The 17,843-nt window shown below is 58.6% G+C and carries 9 protein-coding genes; 1 reads left to right on the top strand and 8 read right to left on the bottom strand.

The genetic code is table 11. The features are described 5' to 3' along the window. Window positions 1-286: 286 nt before the first annotated feature. From ACOZ4O_RS00740 to ACOZ4O_RS00725, 4 genes are all read right to left on the bottom strand, one after another. Window positions 287-1,963 carry a transposase gene (locus ACOZ4O_RS00740; RefSeq protein WP_424523457.1) on the bottom strand — a complete coding sequence of 559 codons (1,677 nt, stop codon included), beginning with the start codon at window positions 1,961-1,963 and terminating at the stop codon, window positions 287-289. Window positions 1,964-2,042: 79 nt separating this feature from the next. Further along, window positions 2,043-3,683, bottom strand: coding sequence for a Mur ligase family CapB protein (locus ACOZ4O_RS00735; RefSeq protein ID WP_424523456.1), 1,641 nt, complete (start codon window positions 3,681-3,683; stop codon window positions 2,043-2,045). After that, window positions 3,680-4,846, bottom strand: coding sequence for a poly-gamma-glutamate biosynthesis protein PgsC/CapC (locus ACOZ4O_RS00730; protein ID WP_137711723.1), 1,167 nt, complete (start codon window positions 4,844-4,846; stop codon window positions 3,680-3,682). The genes ACOZ4O_RS00735 and ACOZ4O_RS00730 overlap by 4 nt, the downstream gene beginning before the upstream one ends. A gap of 53 nt (window positions 4,847-4,899) precedes the next feature. Then, entirely contained in the window at window positions 4,900-5,313 is a 414-nt protein-coding gene (locus ACOZ4O_RS00725) for a response regulator transcription factor (protein WP_424523455.1), read from the bottom strand. Between the two features lie 109 nt (window positions 5,314-5,422). Here ACOZ4O_RS00725 and ACOZ4O_RS00720 point away from each other — a divergent pair, with 109 nt between their 5' ends. Further along, a complete protein-coding gene (locus ACOZ4O_RS00720; protein WP_424523454.1) occupies window positions 5,423-9,328 on the top strand; it encodes a PAS domain-containing protein in 3,906 nt (1,301 codons plus the stop codon). Between the two features lie 171 nt (window positions 9,329-9,499). Here ACOZ4O_RS00720 and ACOZ4O_RS00715 read toward each other — a convergent pair whose 3' ends face one another. From ACOZ4O_RS00715 to ACOZ4O_RS00700, 4 genes are all read right to left on the bottom strand, one after another. Beyond that, window positions 9,500-9,901, bottom strand: coding sequence for a hypothetical protein (locus tag ACOZ4O_RS00715; RefSeq protein ID WP_007344000.1), 402 nt, complete (start codon window positions 9,899-9,901; stop codon window positions 9,500-9,502). Next, window positions 9,894-10,832, bottom strand: a complete 939-nt coding sequence (locus ACOZ4O_RS00710; protein ID WP_256465459.1) for a ParA family protein — start codon at window positions 10,830-10,832, stop codon at window positions 9,894-9,896. The genes ACOZ4O_RS00715 and ACOZ4O_RS00710 overlap by 8 nt, the downstream gene beginning before the upstream one ends. A 136-nt stretch (window positions 10,833-10,968) precedes the next feature. Beyond that, window positions 10,969-14,607 (bottom strand): UvrD-helicase domain-containing protein, encoded by a 3,639-nt coding sequence (locus tag ACOZ4O_RS00705; RefSeq protein WP_424523453.1) that lies wholly within the window; start codon window positions 14,605-14,607, stop codon window positions 10,969-10,971. Next, the gene (locus ACOZ4O_RS00700) at window positions 14,600-17,656 is read right to left on the bottom strand and encodes a PD-(D/E)XK nuclease family protein (RefSeq protein ID WP_424523452.1); all 3,057 of its coding nucleotides are present in this window, start codon (window positions 17,654-17,656) and stop codon (window positions 14,600-14,602) included. The genes ACOZ4O_RS00705 and ACOZ4O_RS00700 overlap by 8 nt, the downstream gene beginning before the upstream one ends. Between the last annotated feature and the right edge of the window lie 187 nt (window positions 17,657-17,843).

Here is a 17,843-nt window from a genome sequence, read left to right as displayed (position 1 = left end):
ATTTGCCTAAAGTTCCGAATTCTGGCGGTAGTAGTGTTAATAGCCAAGAAACCGGATTTATAAATTATATATCGCTATATCAAAACTGAGCCGGGGGGAAGTTGAGACTATACCTGGTTTAGCGGGGCTGTGATGCGTGAATTTGGCCGGTTCTGTCAACGCAGACCACCTCAAATCACTCCCCAAGCGGTCATTCCTATCACACTTCCAATTGTATGGGCGAATTTTCGCGACTTCCAACAGTGTAGCCACTCAGACGGCGCGCTAACCTAGACTGAGTGTCTCTCTATCCGATTCCAGTCTCCTTCTTCAACAGCGTCAGCGTGTTGTCGGCTGTTACGATCGGTGAATGTTCGTACTCACCAGTCAACTCAACCTGCACGAGCAGATCGACAGCCCGCCAGATCGAGTACAACAGGCAGGCGAATGCGAAGTAGAAGAACCGTAGCCCGAAATCCTTCGACGTCGTCGCCGCCATGAACCGCTTTATAGATCTATAGCCGCTCTCGATCTCCCACCGATACCCGTACTCCGTGAGGTGACCACTCCCGCAATTCGTCATGAACACCGAATATTGTCGATGGTCGTCGTGCTCTGAGTCTTCTTTTCGACGATAGATGAGCGTCGTCTCGTGCCACTCGTTCTTCCCGAGGTGGAGCTTCCGGTCGGTCTCGTATCGGTCCCGGTCACGCTGGAGCAATCGCTTGGCCTGGGCTTTCTCGCTAGTCTGCATCCGCTTCGGAACGACGTAGGAGAGCCCACGCTGGCTGATCATCTCCAGGACGTGCTGGCTATCGAACTCCCGATCCATCAGCACGTTATCCACGTGAACGAGGTCTTGGGCAGAGTCGAGCAGGTCTTCGACGATCTCCTTTCGTGTCTCGCCTTTCCGTACTGGGCGGGCATCAAGGACAAGTGGAACAGCGTTGCCGACCAGCTGGACGGTCGCCCACTGATAGGCGTACTCGTCGGTCTGTTCTTTCGTCCCAATGATCTCGTCCTCGTGGCCGGTCCGGTCGCCGGTGAAGGGAGCAGCCTCGGTGATGTCGATAGCGACGATCCCTGCCCGGAAGAACTTCTCCGTCTCTGCGACCTCATCAATGAGTCGTCGAATCGCCTGCCGGTACATCGCTCGAATCTGCTCGATAGAGAGATCACGAATGTGGTCGCGGTGGGCGTGTCCGAGTGGTGTCCGCTCCCGCGTTGACTCGTGGACGAAACTGCGAGCACCCTCGTTTGCAGCCAGCCGCTCGCGCAGTCCGAGATACGTCTGCAGGCCCCAGTAGGCGTTCTCGTGGATCTCACAGCCCTCGCCACGGTCCAGAGAGAACGCGGGAAAGACGACACGGCTGACGTGCTTGGTGACTCTATCGGCGTTGTCTAGAATGGCTCGATCGTCTGGAACCGATTCGTCCACGTCATCGCAACGAGCCGGGAGGATCTGCTCCGGTTCGCGGGGGACGGTGACATCGGCGTTCTGCGCTTTGATGAGGATCGTTCGAGCCGCTTTCTGGACCGTCTCGCGAAGCTCATCGTTGAAGCGCGTGTGCCAACTGCGCCAGAGTGTCGATTGGTCAGGCACTGCCTCCAGCCCAAGCCGCTCGCAAAGTTCCGGATGACTTTCGAGGTACTCGTAGAGTGCTGTTTCGTGCTCCCATCCGTGAAGTTCTTTCAGAACGAACACGCGAAACAGGGTGTCCATCTCGTAGTGTGTCGGATCCTCGTAGCAGTCATGGGCCTCGAATTGGAAGTAGGCCAGCGGAAGTTCGGAGACGAACTGCTCAACAGAGATGTGCTCATGGTGCGTGAACCAAGCTCCTGAGACGATCTGGACATCCGACTCTAATCCGGTAAGTGAGGTGCGGTCGTACAACGGTGTCGAATCGTACGCTGGCCACTCAACGTACGACAGTCGTGCAATTTGTCGAAAGACGGTTCTCCGAGATTCAGTAGTAATGGGCACTACCGGACAATCGTTCTGGCCCCCTCAAGAACACGTCTACATCTAACGAAAAGGCCCGCTTCTTACAGAAGCTGACGTTTTATTCGTAATCTTTTGGTTTAGTCGCTTCCGCGCTCCCCTGTTCAGAAATGTCAACAGCTTCGCTTGCCGAGGCAGCCTGTCTTTTCTCTTTCACTCGTTGTTCAATCGACGCCTGCATCTCACGCATAAACTCGTCCACCGTGTTACCCATGAGGATGACCGGTCGGCCATCGGTGAACAGTTCAGTTAGAACCTGCTCCGGGTCCGCATTTTGACTGTGGCACTTGGTTGGAACATCGACGTTTTCGGCGAATGCGCGTGTGTTAGCCCCACCGATGTGAGCTTCATCGATTAACTCTCGCTCGAATAGCAACTCGATATATTGAGCAAATGACGCTGTACGCCCCCGCCGGTCTCTTCGGAGGTACACGAACGGGGTGATACATTCGTCATCGACGAGCACCCGTCGAACCATCTCAGTACTTTCGACATCGTTCACCTCGGCAGCGTTGAAGATGAGTCCGTCTTCAAGTTCTATCCACGTTGGTTGGATCGCACTGAGGAACGATTCGATCTCCTCGGCTGGAAGTGGCGGTTCGCCAACAACATCTAACACCGCATTAACTGCGTGGATCGTTTCAGAACCGATTAGCCCTTCGTGTTCGTCGGGAATATCAACCTGCTCGATAGTCCCTCCGCGGCGTTCGATCTCTTTTTGCATATATTCGTGCAACACCGGGTGTTGCTCGCCGCTCACAACGTGTGTTCCCGCTGGGACCGACCGCGCAAACGAACGTGCAAGGTCTGTCCTGGTCTTTCCAAGGGTATCTGTGTGGTCCTGACGGACGTTTGTTAACACGATGATGTCCGGATCGGTCAGACGCTGGTTGAACAGCCGGGTCGTGTATTCTGTGATACCTTGATTCTCGAAGATAGCGACGTCGTCCGGCTCGTACGCATCGAGTTCGGGGACGAACTCAGCGATGAGACTGATATTCTCGTAGAGCGTCGTTCGAGGCCCCCGTCGTTCGATAGGATGGACCTCGCCGTTGTGGATCAGTAGTGGATGGTTGCCGGTGATCTTCGTGAGCGTGTCGTACCCTCGGCGGTTGAAGACGTCGTCGAGCCGTTGGGTGGTTGAGGATTTACCGCGAGTCCCCGAGACGACAATCTGGGTATCGATCTGATCGAGGACCTTACGATGTCGAATACCCCTCGTTGCTTCACTAACCAGCCCTGTTAAACTCGACGAGCCGACTTCGATTGGCTTCGGGCCAGTCTTCCACTCGTACTCTGCCCCAACCAAGAACATCGGCAGCGCCCCCGCCGCATAGTCGAGGAACTGGTCCGCCGCGGACTGTGCTGCCATTTCCGTCGGGAAGCGATCGGCACTATGTCCCAGTACCCCGTTTGCAGTTTGGAGCCGCCAGACCCAGTTGTTTCGTTCCTCCGGAAGCTCTCCTGACGGTGTGGCCTCTTGTTCGACGATTATGTCGGGCGCGTCGACATCGGTGTCTGGGAAGGACTCTTCGTTCCCCGATAGTTCTGCAACAGCGGCGCGAACAATGTCAATTGCATCGCGTGCTGCTCGGGATGTGTCGTAGTGGCGGCTGCCGGTTGCTAGTACCTCCGCTGGGCCCCTAAGACGCCACGACCAGCCGAACCCACGGCCGTAGATCTCGAAGGCAGTCCGACTCATGTTTCACCCCCTTCAGAGAGAACCGACGCAGAGAGAACCTCATCTTCACCCGGGGGTGACACAGTATACCAGTACGCGACACCCAGGGCAGCCACCCAGAGAACCGCTGCAATCCCCAGGACAGGCAACGTCAGCTCTTGTGGAAACCCACGAGGTTGGGGAGCACTGAACAGTCGAGCGACGATCAAAGCGGGGACAAAGACCACGATCTGAAGCGGGACGACGAGGCGGCGCTCGAATGGTGCCGACGCATGCGCGTTGTACGCCCCAACACCTGCCAAAATCGCAGTAAAGAACGCCGACAGCCCTCGCTCAATTGGTACGACAAACGTCAGCGATACTGCGGCGAAGATCGCGACTGCGACAGTCACTCCGAGAAGCACTCGTCCGTACCGGAGTGTGAGGTAGTTCGACAACTGGATGAAACCGAACGATAGCGCAAGCAAAAGGACGTACAGGATTACGAGCCAATAGCTCGCTAGCGCGTAAATCGCGAGGAGGACCGCACCAATGATTCCGACCCGAACACCGAACCGGCCCCGGAGCCGTTCAGATAGAACCAGCCCACCAGCGAACAGTCCGGCCACAATCTTTCGAGGGAGGATGACAGATTCGGGGTCGATGGGCACTGCAACACCTTTGTAGATAGCGACGTCTGCCGTCGAAGAGAAGAGGACTGGGGGCGTCAGCGCACCAAATTCACGCGCATATCCATTGGAAACCAGTACCCAACCGAGCGCAGTGAGGGTAACGAACAACCCGATACTCGCCAAGAGGTCGTTTCGGCGATACTCCGGCTTGATTCGATGGTAATTGTACGCTGCGAGTCCAGGGAGAATACTTCCCAGAAACGCAACCACTCCCACCTCAAGTCCTAATTGCAGGATGAAAAAGAGCGTGACTACTGGAACGGCTGTGCCGATGACCATCGCTGCGATGAGCTCGTCACGACCAAATATCAATGTTCGACGACGGAGGACCCACAGGCCGACGTACGCGGCTGCCGCGCTCAACACAAAAACGGGGAGCATGACGAAGTTCTTCAAAGAGTACACGGCAAGAACGGGAATGGTGATTGACCCTCCCATACGATACCCGGTGAACTGAGTGATGGCCCCGACGCTCAAGAGACCGATAACGGCGACTAGTGTGGCCACCCACATTGTGACTATCTACCAGCTAATGCACCTTTACTGTTTCAATTCTGTACGGTCGCTTACTGGAGAGTTTGCTGTACACGTCCGTACAGTTCGGATTTATTGAAGGGCTTCGCCAGGAAATCGTCCGCGCCTGCCTCGAGCGCTCGAACGATGTCCTCCTCCCGGCTCCGAGATGTCAGCATAATAACCTGAATGTCCTGCATCCCGTCGTTCTCTCGGATATGGTCCAGAACCGAAAACCCGTCCATCTCTGGCATCATGACGTCGAGAATGACCGCTTTCGGTAATGAATCCGGGGACTCTTCTAAGTACTCCCATGCCTCCAGACCATCTTTTACAGTCTCCACATCGAACTCCTCACTGAGACTAACATCGATCATCTCTCTGATGTCTTCGTCGTCGTCGGCAGCCAGAATTTCTGCAGGCATACTAGCAGCGTATCCGTCCCGTTTCCTTATATTGACCGACATACCACAACTCCCTCGATTATTGCGCTTTTCAGTATCAGCGACCTCGATAGCCCACGAGAGTGTCTCGCAAGAAATATTTAACCAGTTAGACAGTCAAATCTCTGTAACTGTGCTCGGTACTACTGACGAACTGGACGATCCAATCCGCGTCCTCTACGTGAACTCCGATCCCGCATTCGCGGAGTTGGTTCAAACCAAACTCCAACAGACGAGTACCGAGATCGACTGTATACCTGCCGACGGTATCGACGAAGCACTGCACCATCTTGCTACGGAACGAATCGACTGTATCGTAACGGCGTACTCGCTCGAAGATTCCGACGGTATCGGGCTTACGGAGTCGATTCGCCAGCAGAACGACGATATCCCGATACTCCTCTTTACTGGACAAGGGAGTGAAGAAATCGCGAGCAAAGCGACTCGTGCCGGCGTCTCGGACTACATCCCAGTCCGATCGGAGCGTGATAACTTCACACTACTCGCGGCCCGCATTCGAACGCTCACGAAGGCTGCTCGTAAACAAACGGAGGCCGAGCAGACCAAACGGCGCTTCCGACGAACGCTCGAGCGCGCAACTGACGCGATTTACGCCGTCGATAGCGACTGGCGCATCGAGTATATGAACGAGAAAATGGCCGAACGAATCGGCCGTGACTCGGACGCGCTCGTCGGAGAAGCCATCTGGGAAGAGTTCCCGTCGATCGTCGGGACGGAACTCGAAGACAAGTATCGAACGGCGATGGAGACTGGTGAACCAGTATCGTTCGAACAGCATCTGGAAGAGCCATTCAACTACTGGGTCGAAGTGCGAGCGTTTCCAGATGACGACGGGCTGACCGTCTTTTCACGTGAAATTACTACCGAGCGAGAGCGGGAACTGAAGCTAGAGCGCAGTGATGCGATTCTGGAGAACATCCACGACGTCGTGTTCGTCCTCGACGAGCAAGGTGATATCGAGTTCGCGAATACGGCTGCAAAGCGGTTGCTCGCAGGGGATCAGTCGGCCCAGCTCACAGGACAACAGCTCGAAACGGTCGTCGGTGACCGCGTTAGCAATTCCGATATAACGCGATTCTCCCAGGCAGTCGAATCGACGCTCGACGAGATCGAGAGCGATGGTGGGTCCACCGGGTTGTACGATGCAGACCTCCAACTCGACGTCGTGGTCGGGACCAGCGAGCGGACATTCGACGTCCGGGTAACCCCGTTCCAGAGTCGCAAAAGCAAGCAGGTGCTCGTTGTCGCTCGAGACGTGACCGAACAAAGCGAGGTAAAGCGTCAATTGGAACGAGAGCGGGACGCACTCCAAGACCTCCAGGCGGTCATGGGAGAAAGCGATGTCTCGGCCGAGTCACGCCTCCAGAATCTCTTGGAAGTCGGTTGCCAGACGCTCGGGCTCGAAATCGGCATCGTCTCGCGGATTCAGGACAGCGACTACACGGTCGAAGCAGTTCACGCACCGGAAGCCGATATCGAAGTTGGCGATCAGTTCGATCTCGAATCGACGTACTGTGCGGAAGTCGTCGGCACGGATTCGGTCTGTTCGTTCGTCGACGCCGTTAGCGACGGGAAAGAGACGCATCCTGCCTACCGTGAGTTCGAGTTAGAATCGTACATCGGCGTGCCACTCGTCGTCGACGACACGCGTTACGGAACCGTCAATTTCTCGAATCCGACAACGCGACTCGCGCCGTTCGGAGCGCTCGAACGAACGTTCGTCGAGCTGGTCGCACAACTCGTGAGTACCGAAATCTCGCGTCGTCGTGACCGTGCCGAACTCGAACGTCAGGAGTTCCTCTTCGACCGCGTTCAGGACATCGCAGATATCGGTATATGGGAATTCATCCCATCGAGCGGTGAACTCGCCTGGTCTGACGGGGTCCGCCAGATCCACGGTGTCGACGAGGACTACGAGCCCTCCCTCGACGACGCGATCGAGTTCTACCACCCCGACGACAGAGAGACGATTACCGCAGCAGTCGACCGAGCAATCGAAGACGGGGAACCGTACGACCTCGACCTCCGAATCGTTCGACCCGACGGCGAGGTGCGTGACGTTCGGGCGTGGGGAGAATACGTCGACGACACACAGCGCGGCGACGCAGTACTTCGGGGTGTTTTTCAGGACATCACGGAGCGAGAAGCGGAACGCCGTGAGCATCGAGAGCTCGCGGAGGAATACGAGGCGTTGCTCGAAACGTCCGGGGACGCGATATTCTTGCTTGACGTCGATACCGCTGGTGAGGACCCATCATTCGAGTTCGCCAGACTCAGTCCCGGATACGAGTCACAGACCGGAATTACGACCGAGGAAGTTCGTGGCAAGACCCCACGAGACGTGTTTGGCGACCAGGAAGGTGCTGAACTCGAGGCTAATTACACTCGTTGCGTCGATCAGGGTGCCCCAATCTCGTATCGCGAAGAACTCGACATCGGTGACGGTGCTCAGTTCTGGGAGACCAGCCTCGCACCGGTCGTCGTCGATGGCGAGACTGTTCGAATTGTGGGTATCGCTCGAAACGTTACCGAGCAAGTCGAACGAGAGCGTGAACTCGAAGCGACGAACCAGCGACTGGAATCGCTCATCGAGGCCACGCCACTCACAGTTATGGAGATCGACACGGATGGGACCGTCATCCGCTGGAACGACGAGGCTGAAACCATGTTCGGCTGGTCGCAGGACGAAGTGCTTGGCGAGTTCAATCCGATGGTCCCGGACGAGCAGCAGGAAGAGTTTGCCTCACACCGGCAGCGCGTCCTGAACGGCGAGCGAATCCGAGCAAAGGAGATACGGCGAGAGACGAAAGACGGAGACGAACTGGACCTGCTCTTGTCGGTCGCGCCGGTTACAGGCCCCGACGGAGAGACTACGAGCATCCTCGCCGTCTTGGTGGACATAACCGAACAGAAACGGTTGGAAGCTCGCCTCCGCTCGCTTCAGGACACCGCACAATCGCTCAGCGGCGCTGAATCAAGCGACGAGATCGGAGCGATCGCCGTCGATGCCGCGGCCGAGATACTGGACCTCGATATCACCGGAATTTGGGAGTACGACGACCGAGAGAACGTGCTCGTCCCAATTACGGAAACGTCCGAAGCACGAGACCTGTTTGGCGAGTCTCCCCGGTTCACTCCTGAAGACAGTCTCGCTTGGGACGTGTTTGAGTCCGGAGAAACCCAGGTATATGATGATATCCAAGCTGAGGGTCAACCCCACAACCCGAACACAGAGATACGGAGTGAGATTCTCGTCCCACTAGGTGAGTATGGACTCATGTCGACGGGGTCAGTTTCCACGCAGGTCTTTTCTGAGACGGACGTCGACCTGTTCCGGATTCTCGGTGCGACTGTCGAGGCAGCACTCGCACGAGCGAGCAGGGAGGAAGAACTACACCGACAGAACGAACGACTCGACCAGTTCGCGAGCGTCGTTGCCCACGACCTTCGAAACCCGCTCTCTGTCGCAATGGGGTTCCTCGAAATCGCGGAGGAGACCGGGAAGGCGGAGCACTTTGAGAAAGTAGAATCCGCACACGACCGAATTGAACGACTCATCGAGGACCTCCTGACGCTGGCACGTGGGGAGACGACGATCGAGGATGCAGAAGAGATCGACCTCGAGAGTATTACGACGGAGGCGTGGGGATACGTCGATACTGAGGAGGCAACGCTTACAGTCGCAGATGGAATTCCGACAGTCACCGGGGATGCAGGGCGGCTGACCCAACTCTTCGAGAATCTCTTCCGAAATGCAATCGAGCACGGTGGTGCCGACGTCACGGTGACCGTGGGTGGACTAGACGGAGACGATGGATTCTACGTTGAGGATACCGGCAGCGGGATTCCCCAAGAGAAGCAAGACGACGTGTTCAAACACGGCGTCACGTCCAGCGAGGGGGGAACCGGGTTCGGGCTCTCGATTGTGGCCGACATCGCGAAGGCGCACGGTTGGACAGTTTCGGTGACAGACGGAAGCAATGGCGGGGCACGGTTCGAGTTCAAGCGGTCGAAATAGTACCCGTTGTCAGTGAGCAAACCGTGCCTGCGGTCTATGCATTGAGAGAACCAGTCTCAACTATTGTGAGCCGGCGGTCTCAACTGAGTTCACCGTATAGAGGCGGAATCAGACTATTCTGAGGTTGCTGTTGGGGTATTGTAGAATAGCTTTCTATTTTGGAATAGTACGCTATTCAGTCGATTCTGAAGAAGCAGATTCGCGAGCTTGTTCGAATCGTTCGGCCACTTCGTCTACGAGATCTTCCTCCACGACGGTTCGGAGAAGAGCATCAGTCATTTCCCGAACGACGATGTTCTGGTAGCCCTGCTGGTTGAGCTCGCGTTCCAGTTCATACTTCAGCCAGGAATCGAAGTCCTCGATCGTAGCCTCCCGGGCGTAGAAAGGCCGCTGTTTAGCGGCCTCATAGCTGAACGCTGAATCGGTCATCGGGTTTTGTCGTTCGACGGGTTCCTGAGAGGGCGTCTCCTCGTCGCCTCCCGATTCAGACGCGTCATCCGTATCCTGGGGTTCGTCGTCCGGTTCATCTTCGAGTGTCTCCCCGAGGTCGGCAAACGGATCGTCGTCAGACATGGCGGACCACCTCACCTGCCTCGACGATGTGCGCCAACTCGTCGAAACACTGCAACTGGTCACAGTCAGGGTCGTAGTCCAGCAGGGGTTTGCGCTCGCCATAGGCCTTCGTGATGCTGGTTCGGTCCCGGATGCCCGGTGAGGGTTTGAGATCGCCGGCGTCGACAGCCTCCCAGTCCGTGATTCTCGCGAAATTCGGGATGCGGTCCTGAAGGTTATCGTGCGAGTTGAGACGTTCGAGGAGCTGTCGATCTTGAGTCTGCTGGTCGATACGGCCGCTCAACATGTTCGGAACCAGTGACAGAACGTCGACGTCCATATGCTGCCGAAGCGGTGAGATCTGTCGCTCGATGGTTCGCTCCAAGCCGGCCATCGCCTCGTTCCCCGGGGCGAGCGGAAGCACCAAGTTCGCCGTCGCGACGAGCGCGTTGTCCGTGAGTCGGGATCGGTACGCCGGCGAATCTGTGACGATATAATCGTACGTGTCCCCAAGGAGTGGGTCGACGACTTCCCGTTTGAGCAGCGCAGAGGGTTGGAATACGTCGCCGACGACGATCTCCCGCTCGACCTGTTCTAAGTCCTCGCTGGACGGGAGGATATCGAACTCATAGCTGGTATCGTAGACAACTGAAGTCGGGTCAGCATCGTTGAAGAAGACGTCGCCGATGGTTTCCTCGGTGTTGTGGTACTGGTCGTCAAACCCCAGCCCCACGGACGCGTGGCCGTTCGGGTCAAGATCGATGAGGAGGACATCGTGTTCGTGTGCGGCCAGTTGTCGGGCGAGGTTGACCGCAATCGTCGATTTGCCGACGCCTCCCTTCAGCATACACACCGAAACAGCCCGAGAGTTCCCATCGGTCTGTACCGAATCATATGGGCTATTTGGGCTATTCGTTCTATCTATGCTATTCTTGCTATCTGAGCCACTCATACTATTCAGCAGTATCAACCCCTCTCAACTTAACTCTGTGGTGAATAGTCCGAATAGTATTCTATTCCAAAGCTACACGCTATTCCAGAATAGTTCACTACTCTAGAATAGTTAGGATAGAATCAGTAAATGTGGCTCAGGAGACGAGCTCCAACATAGAGCGAAGTTCAGATTCGATATCAGTCAGTTCACTCCGTTGCCACTCAAACCGTTCTTCCACCCCAACATCGGTAAACCGGAGTGAAGCACGAACCTGCCGGGCGGGATCGTGCTGGAAGAGCGCGAGAGCGTAGGCAAGCATTTGCGGCCGATAGTGGTCAGCGAGGGTATCAGTCGTCGTCGACGAAAGATCGTTCGTCTTGTAGTCGATGATATGATACGCATCAGGAGTGACCAGAAGACGGTCAATATCACCCACTATGCGGGAATCATCAAGACGAGCGACAACTGAGTACTCGTCATAGGTCGCTTCGAGTGGGAGGTCCGCCTCAGTTTCATCGACGAACCGGATCGCATCCTGGGCATGGCTCACGGCCGCTTGGAGATCGTCATCCGTCGGTTCCTCGCTCCCCATACGACTCAATTGACGAATAAACGAGGGCCACTCTTCTCGTGGGGGACGGAGCTCATTGAGCCGATGGACAACAGTTCCAAAGGTGGTGGGACTCAATCCGACTGTCCCATCCCCCGACGTGTAGCTGTGTCTGTCTTCGGAGGCATCCGCAACAGCACTGACGAGGGTCGTCGCGGCAACGCGAACGGCAGCCTGACGTTCCGGCGGGGAAGGGACAGTAATCGCAGGGTCTAACTCTTCAGTCGGAGCCTCAGATTGCCATTCAACCGGCCGAGGTGGCGCCTGAAAGGTGTATGGGGCATCACCAATTCGAGCGTCTGTAGCTCCATCGTGGAAAGCCTCAGCGACTAGCTCATGGTCGTCAAACAGAATGGGCTGGAGCCAATCCCGCCATCGACTGGCGTCGTCGAAATCATCTGGCTCACCGAGTTCGATGTGGCCAGACTCATCGATATCGATGTCGTGTGTTCCACACAGCAGCAGGTGGTCCCGGGTTCGGGTACAGGCCACGTAGAGCAGTCGTTTGGATTCCGCACGCTCTTGCGGGAGCAAGCGGCGATCGGCATATTCGTGGACTGCAGTCTTCTCGATTGAGAACGCATCGTTGGGGTGGGGACCACCCACTGCTGGAATTGGTGGGGCATCAGTTGTCCCCTCGACGAGGCGGACATAGCCGTGGTCATCGACGGATCGCCCGAAATTGAGGTCACTTCCGAGATCGGGGACAGTGACGATTGGGAACTCGAGTCCCTTCGCGGCGTGAATCGTCATTATCCGGACGCCCTCCACATCGCCGGGGATGTCAGCCTCCCCTTCTCGGGGGTCGATCTCTGCTTGGCGGTCGATCCGGTGGAGCAACCCGGCAGCTGTGTGAACACCATTCTCGCTCCAAGTACGGACCTGGTCGCGGAACTTCTCGACGTTCGCGACGGCCTGTCGACCGCGTTCATCTGCACTCACACTTGCCAGATACCCGGTGTCGTCGATCACCCGGGACAGCAAGCGGTTCCACGGGAGGACGCCATCTTCGGACGGCGTCGCACAGCCGCTGAGAGTCCGCCACGTTGTGAGGAGGTCGAACGCGTCCGCGAGCTGTGGATCGTCCGTCTCGGCGAGTGCGTCCCACACTGAATCAGCCTCTGCGACCGCCGGTGCGAGGCGATCATCCGCGAATCCGAACAGCGGCGACCGAAGCACCCCGTAGAGGGAGACGTCGTCCTGTGGATCACCGAGTACTCGAAGCAGGTTCGTGAGCGCCTGGACTTCAGGCGTATCGTAGAACCCGACGCCACCGACGACAGTGTAGGGGATGTCGTACTCCTCGAGAGCGCGCTGATACCGATCCAGATGAGTTCGCCGGCGGAGGAGGATTGCCGTGTCGTCCGGCGTAGCGTCACGATGAGCACCTGTGTCGGGGTCTTGGACTTGCGGCGGATCGTCGAACAGGTGGGTCAGTCGAGCAGCAAGCGCTTGCGCCTCGGCCTCGATGGTGTGGTCCAGCGCACCTTCGGCGACCGGATGGTCGTCGCCGAAGAGTTCCGCTGCAGTATCGGCATCGTCGGGCACAGCGAGATACTCGACACTCCCGGTCAGTCCCTCGATGTCCTCGACACGGTCGCGTTGCGTGGTCAACTCCTGTGGTGGCGCTTCGTAGGGTTCGTGGGTTTCACCTTCTGCTTGGAACAGGTACTCGAAGAGCTCGTTCAGGAACGACAACGGCTCGTCCAGCGTCCGGAAATTCCCAGAGAGTTCGAGGGCGGTCGGACTCTCGGCATCGCTGTCAGGAACGTCGTCAACCCCACGAGCCTCGTTGACGGTCTGGAGTTCTCTGCGCGCATCCCCGAACGTCGTCACGTCGGCCCCACGGAATCCGTAGATGCTCTGTTTCTCGTCGCCGACCAGAAAGACGTTCGACGCAGTCTGCTCGTCGACGCCCGTGAGGTGCTTGACTAACCCCCACTGGCGCGAGTCCGTGTCCTGGAACTCGTCGACCATCACGGCTGCAAACTGGTCTTGAAGCCGCTCCGTGACGGCATCGTTCGTTCGCAGGAACTCAAGCGTTGTCTCGATCACGTCGGGGAAGTCGAGCGTATCGCGGCGCTCCTTCTCGTCGGCGTAGGCGGCGAGGACGTCATCGAAGACCCGCATCAGAGCCAGCGCGTAATGGGCGCTGTTTGCTTCGAGCTCACCGGGTGTCGTCTCGACTGCATCCGCGTGCGGTTCGACGGCCGCGATGACCGCGTCGATGGCATCTTTCAGGTCGTCGTAGACGTCACCGTACTCACCCCAATCGTCCCGGTCACCGACGACGTACCCCGAACTGCTGTACAGGCCGCCGTTCTTCTTCTCACAGGCCTCGTAGAGCTCGAGGATTGCCCGCTGACAGTCGCGAGGATCGCTTTCCTCTGGGTCGTCAGGGAGTGTCGTCGCGACCTCAGAGAAGGTCCGGTAGGCCCGAAGACCGTCTTCGTCGGCGATAGCGCCCTCGCGGTCGACACGGCCCGCAACCGTGCGTAGCTGGCCAAGGAGTCCGTCCGCATACAGCGTCTGTCGGGCGTCGGCGACGTCGAGATCACAAACGACCTCCCAGCAGATATCGACGTAGTCGGCGACCTCGGCATCACGCCACTCATCGAGGACGGCCTCGCTCTGCGGGCGCTCATCGAGTAATCCAGCGAGTACATCGACCAGCTGGTCGCGACCCCAGAGCTGCGCGAGGAGCGCGACGTCATCATCGTCCTGGTTGCGTTCGAGGAACTCCGTTACGACTTCGCGTTGGAGTGTCGCGGCGCCGTCTTCATCGAGCACGTCGAAGCCGAGCGGGACCGGAGCCTCGACGGCCCGTTCTCGCAAGAGCCGCGTACAGAACGCGTGAATGGTGTGGACGTAGCCATCCTCCAGGTCGTCGAGGACGTTTCGCCAGCGGTGATAGGCCTCTGGTGAGTCGACAGCCTCGAGCCGGTCGTACACCTCCTCCCGAACGCGCTCGGTCAGTTCGGCAGCGGCCTTTCGTGTGAAGGTGATCGTAACGATGTTCTCCGGCGTGAGCGATGGGTTTTCGGCCAGTATCGTCACGTACCGCTCGGTGAGCGTTGTCGTCTTCCCCGTCCCGGCGCCGGCAGTGATCGCGACGTTCCGGCCCTGGACGAGCGCGTCCTCCTGTTCCTCTGTGAGCTGAATCTCCTCGGGGTCCTCAGTCATCGCTCATCACCGTCTCGATGTCCTCGTCGTCGCGAACACGGAGCGGAACGTACGCAGCGTCGTCCTCGTTAACCTCGTCGACGAACTCCCGCTTGCGGTGATGGCGGACATCGCACGCCCGACGGTAGTCACAGTAACGGCAGTTCGCTCCGCGGGCCGACAGGAGGGTCGTGTGGAACCGACCGTTGCCGATCGCCTCGTCGATTTGGGCCAGCCACTCCGGAACAACATCGTTCAGGAACCGGCGGAGTTCGGCCTCTGAATCGAACTTCGATTCGACGCCGCGTGGAACCTTGAGGTCGTTGGGGGGTCGCACCTGATAGTACGTCGCTGAAAGCGATCCCTGCTCGAACAGATCACCGTCGACGACGTTGGCCGCAGCAAGCAGATAAATGGGGAGTTGAAACTTCGTGCCGCCGGTTGTCTTCGTCATATACGGTGCTCGACCAGTCTTGTAGTCGTAGAGCGTGAGCGTCGGTTGTTCGCCACCCTGGCTCACGTCAACGCGGTCGATGTATCCCCGAATCGAGACAGTCGAGCCGTCCGGTCGCTCAACTGTGAACGGCCCAGCATCCGAGTCGGGAAGTCCCTCGCCGAACGGGGCCTCGAACAAGTGTGGGCGGTCAGCGCCGTCCCGCGAGAGTTCGTTGTCGAGGAAGGTAGCGAACAACCCCTGTTCCGGTGCGTCGTGGGGTTTGCTCCCAGCCTCGTACGGAGCGCTCACGCCGTCACCCAGACCCGCGAACAGCTCCGCCTTCCACCGTTCGTAGAACAGGCCGTCGTACTCGAAGTCAGCATCCCGGAGTTCCTCAACGGCGATCTCGCGAAGGTGCGTCGCCAGGTCGTCCCGGTTAAAGTCCGTGAGATCGACACCATCCCCGGTCTCGTCCTGCAGATCCGCGAAAAATCGTTCGAGAACGTCGTGAACGTACGACCCGGTTTCGAGGGGCGTAGGGACGACCTCAACGTCGTCGGGATCCTCGATTCCGAGCACTTTCTCGGCGTAGAACTTGAACCCACACTCGACGTATCGCTCGATCCGACTCGCGCTGTAGGGTTCTCGTTCCGACGGAGGATAGACCTCAGCGACGGTCTCGGGTTCTAACACGCCGTCGTGTTCGGAGAGGCCAGCCGTTCCCCTGTTGTCCGCACAGTGGAGTCCCCGATCCGTTCGCTTGGTCTGCTCGGGTGAGAGGTCACCTCGGTCGCCGGCGCGGCTGACTGCCGCACGCCGGTCGGCCGTTGCAGCGACGTGGCGCTGGAGATCTTCGCGGGAGCCTACGCGGTCGTCGACGCCATCTTCGGGTTCGATGCCGGTCACGCGCTGGAGTTCGTCGAGGACCGGCGACCGGACGACGGCGGACTCGTCGTCGCCCGTCTCTGGTGTGGTGATCGTGAGTTCATCGACGTTCGCGAGCAGCGTCGCGAAGAGATAGCGGCCACGGAGTCGCTCGTCGCCGGTGTCGAACCGCGGATGGGCGTCGGTCATCTCCTCGAAGAAGGCCGGGCGTTCCGGTGTCACTGGGAAGTGCTCGCTCGTCAGTCCCACGAGAAACACCTTCTCGAACGAGCGCATCCGGGCGTCGAGCAACCCCATCACTTCGACGTGACCGCCAGCAGCGCGCTGCGGAACCCGGATCGGAACACCATCGAAGGCACGGGTGAACAGTGCCAACGGGGAGAGATCGCTATTGACCGCCGCCAGCGACTCGAACGAGGAGAGGACCTCGTCTACGAGGTCGTAGGCTCGCTGTTCGACGGCTTGCTCGGCGCCGCTGGCGTAGTCCTCTGTCGCCGCCTCCAGGTCGAACCGGTCGTCCAACAGTCGTCGGAGCGTCTCGGTTGCGCCCTCGATGTCCTCCGTTCGGAGCGTCTCTAGCGTGGCCAGCAGCTCCTCGATTAGGGCCGCCGACTCGCCGTCGACGTCATCGAGCAGGGGTGACACAGAAACCGTGTCACGCCGGCGAGCAGCTGCCGTGACGGCGTTGGCTTGGTCGGTGTCGACGACGTCAACCAGTGGATTTGCTAACAGGGACGTGAGGTCCTCGGCCCGCGGATCCGGTTCGGCGAGGTTCAGGAGATCGTGGACGACACTCCCGGTGAACGTCCGGTTCAGCTGTGAGGCGGCGGTCGTGACGTGCGGGATGTCGAACGTATCGAACGTGTCCTCGACGTTCCCCGAATAGGCCTCGGTCCCGGGGACGACGACGGCCAAGTCGTCGGGGTCGCGACCATTGGCCAACTCAGTCCGGAGCTCGCGAGCGACGAAGCGAATCTCGCGCTCGGGCGTCGGGAGTTCACGCCATCGCAGAGCGTCTGGAGAAGGGACGGTGTCGGGGTCCGGGCGATAGAGCGCTTCCGTGATCGTTCCGAAGGCCCGCCCTGACTCGTCGACGGGCTCGAGTTCTACTGTCTCAAAGTCAAGTGCTTCGTAGACCTCTAAGGCGTCCTCCGCAACGGCGTCGACTCCGCTTCGGCCATCTTGGTGGAGCGGCAGCAGCGCGATCATTGGAAGTTCGTCGACGAGGCGTTCGATGAGGCGTCGTTCGACAGGACGGAACTCGTGATACCCGGAGAGGACGACGACATCCAGTTCCGGGGAGAGCGTCGATAATGACTGGTCCGCCGTCGCGACGGCGTCGAACATCTCTCCTCGGGTACAGACCCACTCATCAACGTAGTCAGCATGGAGGTCCTGGTAGTGGCGGTACGCGTCGACAGTAGCTGCCGCGATACGGTCATCGAGGGCTGAGCCCTCGAACTCCGCCGCCAGTGCGTCGGCGGTCCCGACACCGGCGTCATCGAAGAGTGAGAAACGACTACTGAACGAATCCGCGAGAGCGGCCGAGGCCGGTTCGCCGGCGAGAGCGCCATCTGTTTGAGCTGTCGTTCTGTCAAGCGCGTACTCCGCCAACCGGCGGTTCAGTTGCCCCGAGAGGGGGTGAACCGGACCGTGGAGGTCCTCATACCACTCCCGAACGACCGCATCGAGCGTCTCGGCACGAAGACGGAGGGGTTCGTGGGACGCGGCCCAGCGATCCTCGACCATGCTCCGGCGAGCGTCGTTCCGCGTTATATAGAGAATACTCCCCAGCGAATCGGTGGCGATGTCATCAGCCCGCTGAAATGCCCGTCGTTCCAATCGGGCGTGTTTCGGACCGGTGAGAAGCGTTGAATCCATCGAACACTCCCTACCAAGATATCGGTCTCACTTCACTCTTGGCGAGACTGACAGC

The organism is Salarchaeum japonicum, from assembly GCF_049705945.1.
GTDB classification, from domain to species: domain Archaea; phylum Halobacteriota; class Halobacteria; order Halobacteriales; family Halobacteriaceae; genus Salarchaeum; species Salarchaeum japonicum_A.
This window is presented reverse-complemented; position numbering and strand designations above follow the sequence as displayed.